Raw genomic sequence first — 5,975 nt, 5'->3', positions numbered from 1 at the left:
CTTGGCACTCAAGCTCTCGATCAGGCGGATCGCACGCTCTTTGCGCCTGGGGTCCCCCAGGTTCATGCTCTTGAATTCCGTGACTGTCCAGTTCATTGTATGCTTTCGCTATGAAATGAGTAGCATAGCTCATGCGAGGGGGCTTGTGTATAAAGAGATGGGCTGATTGCCAGAGGAGATGTCGCGATGTGGATTGACGAGAGCCTTCTCGCACCCGCTGCAGCTGTCCCCAGGCGCACACGCCCGCTCGTCTACCCGGACACTGTCATCCAAGGCTTGCTTGGTCTCAAGCAGGTGTTTGATCTGCCCCTGCGTACGCTGCAAGGATTCGCTCAAAGCCTGCACCGGCTCGCCTTCCCGAATCTGCCGGTACCCGGCTACACGACCCTGAGCCGCCGCGCGCAAAGCCTGCAAGTCGTCTTGCCCGCGCTGCGCCCGGGTGAGCCACTGCACTTGGCTTTCGACAGCACAGGCCTCAAGCTCTACGGCGAGGGCGAATGGAAGGTGCGCACACACGCTTGGTCCAAGCGCCACACTTGGCGCAAGGTCCATCTGGCGATGGACACAAGGGCCGGCCAAATTTGCGCGGCGCTGATGACCCACCAAGAGATGGGCGACAGCGAGGTCCTGACCGATTTGCTTGAGCAGATTCCGTTCGGAACACCGATTGACATCGTCGGCGACGATGGTGCCTGCGACACCAAAGCGTGCCACGCGCAGATTGCCGCGTGCGCAGGTGTCATGCCCTGGCCGCAGGCCACACTGGGTGCAACTTGACACAACGCCGCCATTGACGAAATCGCAAAGGTCCTCGGTCATAGCTTGACCTCGCTGGTACTTGGCGGTGCGTGCATCGGAGAGAGTGCGGACCATGTCAAACCTCTTTGGGGAGTGGATGAAAAGCGGATGAAAAGCATTCGCGTTCAGCTTTGCGCAGGCATTGTCACTTAAGTTCCAATGCGTGTCAAACGCCCGCCTTGTCCAACGTGGTGTGCGTCTGAAGGGGCGGTTGCAGGCCCCGAGCGAGGGTGGGTTGATCATCAGGAAATGGTGGTCCACATGGACGAGCTCAGACCCATACCTGAAATGGAAAAGACTGCGCGGTGCCGGCGCAAACGAAGCGGTGGAACTTTTCTGCTGCTGAAAACTGCAAAGAATGCGCTTGAACAATGGTCCGCGGCGGCGCATCGTCGGGCCATCGAGACAAGCGGACGCAAGCCACCATGGCCATCGACAGTGCAACCTTGCAACGGGTGACGGCGCAGCTCTATGAGCGCTGCCTGAAAGCCATCCCTGACGACACGCGTGCCGCGCTGGAACGCGCCGAAACCACCGAGACCGGCGCCACCGGAAAACATACGCTCAGGATCATGCTGCAGAGCGCGGACGCCGCGCAGCAAGGCAACGCGCTGCTGTGCACCGACGTCGGCATTCCGGTCTACAGCATCAAGATCGGCACGCGGGTGCAGTTCGACGGTCCGGTGCGCGCGGCGATCACCCGCGGCTTCGCCGATCTGGTGCAGCACATCGATCCGCCCATCCTCAAGATGGTGACCAACCCGCTCACGCATGAGCGCAGCCATGCCGGCAAGGACGTTCCCTTGCTGGGTTTCGACCTGATCGACGACGCGGACTATGTCGAGATCGTCTGCGCCCCCAAGGCCATGGGCACCGGCCGTTGGGAGGCGATCGATGCCTTTGTCTACCCGACGCTGGCGCAGATCGAGAAGTTCGTGCTCGACACCGTGCTGCGCGCCGGCTCGCAGCCCTGCCTGCCCATCGTGGTCGGCGTGGGCATAGGCGGCACCTTCGACCATGCGGCGCGGCTGGCCAAGGAGTCGGTGCTGCGCCCCTTCGGCCGCACCAACCCCGAGCCGATTCTGGTGGCCATGGAGCAGCGCCTTCTGGAGGCCATCAATGCCATGGGCTTCGGGCCGATGGGCACCGGCGGCGCTGCGAGTGCGCTGGCGGTGCACGTGGACTACGCCGCCAGCCATGGTTTCGTTCCGGTGGCGGTGTGCCTGAACTGCTGGATCAACCGGCGCACCGCCGCGCGCATCTACAACGACGGCCGCGTCGAAGACCTGGGCTGGTGAGCCCCCATGTTCCACGCGCTTGAACTTCCCCTCGCGCGCGAGCAGGTGCGCGCGCTCGCCGTGGGCGACATGGTGACGCTCGATGGTGTCATCACCGTCAGCATCGGCCTGCCGACGCACCAGCGCATGGTGCAGGCCGTGGCCCATGGTGATCAGACGCTGCCGGCGGCACTGCGCGGTGGCGCTTTCTTCCACCTCAGCACCTGCCTGCGGGAGGGCCGCGACGGGCCGCAGCCGCTGTACATCAACCCGAGCACGAGCACGCGCTACAACGCCTGGATGCCGGCGCTGGTGCGCGGCCTCGATCTGCGACTCACGGGCGGCAAGGGCGGCCTCGATGCGGCCTCGGCGCAGGCGCTGCGCGACACCGGCTGCGTCTACCTGTCCTTTCTGGGCGGCGGCTCCCCCTTGTTGTCGCGTGGATTGCGCGGCCTGGTGTCTTCCTGCTGGGACGAGTACATCCCGCAATTTCGCTTGCTGACCTTGCGCGTGGCCGCGTTCGGCCCTGCCACGGTGGCGATCGATGCGCATGGCAACAGCCTCTACGCGCAGTTGCGCGAGCAGGCGCAGGCGCGCATGCCGCACTTGCTGCAGCGTCTGGACGCGGCGCGCCAGGCATCCCTTCAGAAACCTCCAGGAGCCCCGGAATGAACCGAAGACATTGGCTTGACGCAGCCCTGTGCGTCGTCGGCACGGCGGGCCTCGCGCCATTTGCCGCAAGGGCCGGGAGCAGCGCATGGCCGAGCCGGCCGATCCGCCTGATCGTGCCCTTTCCGGCCGGTGGCGGCGCCGACCTGGTGGCCCGCCATCTCGCGCAAGGTCTGGGTGAGCAGCTGGGCGCACCCGTCATCGTCGACAACCGGACTGGCGCAGCCGGCAACATCGGCACCGACGCGGTGGCCAAGGCGGCGCCGGACGGATACACCATCGGCCTGGTCACTTCCGGGCCGATGGTGAACAACAAATTCCTCTACAAGGCCATGCCCTTCGACCCGGACAAGGACCTGGCACCGATTGCCTCGGTCTGCGAGATTCCCATGGTTCTGGCCAGCAATCCGCAGCAGTTGCCGCTGCGCGACCTCAGGGAGTTCATCGACGTGGCGCGGACCCGGTCTTCGGCGTTCGTCGTCGCCACGCCCGGCAACGGAACCATCGGCCACCTGGCGCTGGCCGCGTTGTCGCTGACCGCCGGGGTCCGGCTGCAGGACCTGCCGTATCGCGGCGACGCCCCTGCGCTGACGGACCTCCTCGGCGGCGTCGTGCAGGCGGCTTGCGCGCCGGTCTCGGCTTTCATCCCGCAGATACAGGCGGGCAGGCTGCGCGGGCTGGCGGTCACTTCGCAGGCGCGTTTCCCCGGTCTGCCCGATGTCCCGACCGCGCAGGAGCAAGGAGTCGATCTGACGGCGACGGTCTGGTTGGCCGTGGTCGGACCGGCCGGCATGCCGGCCCCCCTGGTGCAACGGCTGAATGCGCAAATCAACCGGCTGCTCGATTCCGTATCGGGCCGCAGCAGCTTGCAGCAGCACGGCGCCGTGGTCGCGGGCGGGTCGCCCGAATCGCTGCGCCAGCGCATCCATGCCGACAGCCAGAAATGGCAGCAGGTGATCAAGGCGGCGCACATCCGGATCGACTGAGAGCGCCCTGCCATGCACCGCACACGCTCTGCGCAGATTGGCACCTTCGTCAAGACCGGTGCGCCGCAATTGATCGAGGTGTTGGGCAGCACGGCACTGGACTTCGTCGTGATCGACGCCGAGCATGCGCCCTTCGACCGCGGCATGCTCGATCTGATGGTCATGGGCGGCCACGCCGCGCGCATTCCGGTCTTCATCCGCATTCCCGAGATGAATCCGGCGGTGATTCTTTCCTGCCTCGACATCGGCGCCGCCGGCCTGCTGGTGCCGCACGTGGACAGCGCCGAACAGGCGCGCGAAGTGGTCGCGATGGCGCGCTACCGGGGCGGGCGGCGCGGCTATTCCGGGGGGCCGCGCTGCGCCCGCTACGCGAGCCTGAGCATGGCGCAGGCCCTGCACCAGGGCGACCAGGCGCAAATCATCTGCCAGATAGAGAGTGCCCAGGCAGTCGCGCAGGCGCAGGCCATTGCCGAGGTACCGGACGTTGCGGGCCTGTTCGTGGGCCGCGCCGACCTGGCGCTGGCCATGGGGCTGGACGATGCGCGCGCGCCCGCGGTGTTGCAGGCGACGCAGGCGGTGCTGCAAGCGGCGACGCGCGCGGACAAGCTCGCCGGCATGCACGTGGGCGGGACGCCGGAGCGCGAGCAGTTCATGCACCAGGGCGCAAACTGGTTCGTCGTGGCCTCCGACCAGACCCTGCTGCGGCAGGCCGTGCAGGCCATTGCCGGGGCTGGACCTAAAGACCGTTCAGCCGCTGCCTGATGTGGCGGGCCATCTCCTGCATCGGCGGCAGGAATTTCTGCACCGCCTGCTCCTGGCCCACGGCGCGGGCAATCCATGTGAGCCCGATGCTTGCGACGGCCCTGCGGCCCTCGAACACGGGAACGGCCAAGGTGTTGGACACCGGCCTGACGCCGGGCATGCGCAGGGCATAGCCCTGCTGCCGGATCTGGCGCAGCATCGCGGACACGGCACGCGCTTGCCGTGCCAGCGCGTCTTCCGGATCTTCCGAGAGCTTGAGGATGTCCAGCAGGGCGCGGCATTCCTGCGCCGTGCACGCGGCCAGATAGGCGCGCCCGAGCGCGCGGCTGACCAGACTCAGGCGCATGTTGATGCTCGAATGCAGCAGCGACAGCGGTGAGCCGGGAATCGTGCTGTAGCGGATCACGACCGCGTCATGGTCAGGGACTGCCAGCGCGATCGGCCACTTGAGCTTGCGCGTCAGCTCGTCCATGGACGGCATCGCCGCCTCGACCAGGCGGGGCACACCGTGATAGCCGCAGGACAGCTGGCGCACGCCCGAGCTCAGGCTGTAGGCCCCGTATTGCGGCGCCCGCGTCACCAAGGCCTTGCCTTGCAGCGTTTCGAGCAGGCGGACCAGCGTGGGTTTGGGGATGCCAGTTCTGCGGTGCAGCGCGTCCAGCGTGCAGACCGGGGAACGATTCAGCGCGCACAGCAGGTCGATGGCGCGCTCGACAGCGCGGATGGGAGGAAAGGATGCCATGGCGGTCGCAGTGCGGACAGTGCATCAGTTTCCCACGCAGCGGGGGGCGCTTCATTCGCGCCGCTCATAGTCGCCCGCGTTGGCCACCCAGCCCTTGTCGATGAAGTCCTGGCGCGGCGGGGAAAAAACGTCGATCAGCAGATGCCGGCCCGGGCCGACGCCTTCGCTGGTGTGCACCAGCAGCACCGGCACCGTGATCATCGAAGGCGAGGGCGCGTGCAGGTGTTCATCCGCGCGCCATTGATCGGCGTCGCTGCCCCAGTTGACGCGCAGGTGGTGCACGAAATCGCCCGCCATGGCGAGCGACCCCTGCTCGAAGTCGGCGTGCTGGTGCGGGCTCAGTTGCCTGCGGTCGCGCGGACCCTGGTATTCGACCCAGTTGATGCTCAGGGTGTCGCTCTGGAACATTTTGAGCCGCGGCTTTTCGGCCGGGGGTCGGACCGCGTCGACCGCCATGACCTGGACCGCCAGCGACGGGGTGCGGCGCCGGTAGCCGGCGCCGACCGGGCGAATCCGCGCATCGGGCAGCGCGTAGTCGGCCTCGTTGAGCACCGCGCCGGCCGCCAAATCGGGGCGCGAGGAGGCGAGCAGCGCGGCCCGGCCGGCCCCTGCCAGGCGCACGCTGACCGCGCCGGGCGGCAGCACGCAGACGCTGCGGCCCGGCACCTGGCGCACTTCGGGCGCTGCGGTGTGGGTGTGCACGGTGGCGCCGTCGTCGTCAGGTAACAGCAGCAGCATCTC

At 67.1% G+C, this 5,975-nt stretch carries 7 protein-coding genes and 1 pseudogene; 5 read left to right on the top strand and 3 right to left on the bottom strand.

What is annotated here, in order from left to right; all coding sequences use genetic code 11:
• Positions 1-96: IS4/Tn5 family transposase DNA-binding protein (locus VTU_RS35690; protein ID WP_010103666.1), on the bottom strand; the 96-nt coding region annotated here is incomplete at its 3' end.
• Between the two features lie 63 nt (positions 97-159).
• On the opposite strand from VTU_RS35690, the pseudogene VTU_RS26705 reads away from it, so the two are divergent.
• The 5 genes and pseudogenes from VTU_RS26705 to VTU_RS0109630 all read left to right on the top strand — a co-directional run.
• Positions 160-774, top strand: a pseudogene (locus VTU_RS26705) (IS5 family transposase); the annotation flags it as partial.
• 449 nt (positions 775-1,223) lie between these two features.
• A complete protein-coding gene (locus tag VTU_RS0109645; protein WP_029554255.1) occupies positions 1,224-2,096 on the top strand; it encodes a fumarate hydratase in 873 nt (290 codons plus the stop codon).
• Positions 2,097-2,102: 6 nt separating this feature from the next.
• A complete protein-coding gene (locus VTU_RS0109640; protein ID WP_010103662.1) occupies positions 2,103-2,747 on the top strand; it encodes a fumarate hydratase C-terminal domain-containing protein in 645 nt (214 codons plus the stop codon).
• Positions 2,744-3,730, top strand: a complete 987-nt coding sequence (locus VTU_RS0109635; RefSeq protein ID WP_010103661.1) for a Bug family tripartite tricarboxylate transporter substrate binding protein — start codon at positions 2,744-2,746, stop codon at positions 3,728-3,730. The genes VTU_RS0109640 and VTU_RS0109635 overlap by 4 nt, the downstream gene beginning before the upstream one ends.
• A 12-nt stretch (positions 3,731-3,742) precedes the next feature.
• Positions 3,743-4,492: an HpcH/HpaI aldolase family protein gene (locus VTU_RS0109630; RefSeq protein WP_010103659.1), complete on the top strand. Its 750-nt coding sequence runs from the start codon at positions 3,743-3,745 to the stop codon at positions 4,490-4,492.
• On the opposite strand, the gene VTU_RS0109625 is transcribed toward VTU_RS0109630, so the two are convergent.
• Both VTU_RS0109625 and VTU_RS0109620 read right to left on the bottom strand, forming a co-directional pair.
• Positions 4,467-5,234 carry a DNA-binding transcriptional regulator gene (locus VTU_RS0109625; RefSeq protein ID WP_010103657.1) on the bottom strand — a complete coding sequence of 256 codons (768 nt, stop codon included), beginning with the start codon at positions 5,232-5,234 and terminating at the stop codon, positions 4,467-4,469. The genes VTU_RS0109630 and VTU_RS0109625 overlap by 26 nt on opposite strands.
• A 51-nt stretch (positions 5,235-5,285) precedes the next feature.
• Positions 5,286-5,975: hypothetical protein (locus VTU_RS0109620; RefSeq protein ID WP_010103655.1), on the bottom strand; the 690-nt coding region annotated here is incomplete at its 5' end.

The sequence above is a fragment of the Verminephrobacter aporrectodeae subsp. tuberculatae At4 genome (assembly GCF_000193225.1).
Taxonomy (GTDB): domain Bacteria; phylum Pseudomonadota; class Gammaproteobacteria; order Burkholderiales; family Burkholderiaceae_C; genus Acidovorax; species Acidovorax aporrectodeae.
This window is presented reverse-complemented; position numbering and strand designations above follow the sequence as displayed.

Bases quoted from the DNA above. Each gene is read 5' to 3' on its own strand.
- VTU_RS0109645 (WP_029554255.1), top strand. From the start codon at position 1,224: ATGGCCATCGACAGTGCAACCTTGCAACGGGTGACGGCGCAGCTCTAT.
- VTU_RS0109640 (WP_010103662.1), top strand. From the start codon at position 2,103: ATGTTCCACGCGCTTGAACTTCCCCTCGCGCGCGAGCAGGTGCGCGCG.
- VTU_RS0109635 (WP_010103661.1), top strand. From the start codon at position 2,744: ATGAACCGAAGACATTGGCTTGACGCAGCCCTGTGCGTCGTCGGCACG.
- VTU_RS0109630 (WP_010103659.1), top strand. From the start codon at position 3,743: ATGCACCGCACACGCTCTGCGCAGATTGGCACCTTCGTCAAGACCGGT.
- VTU_RS0109625 (WP_010103657.1), bottom strand. From the start codon at position 5,234: ATGGCATCCTTTCCTCCCATCCGCGCTGTCGAGCGCGCCATCGACCTG.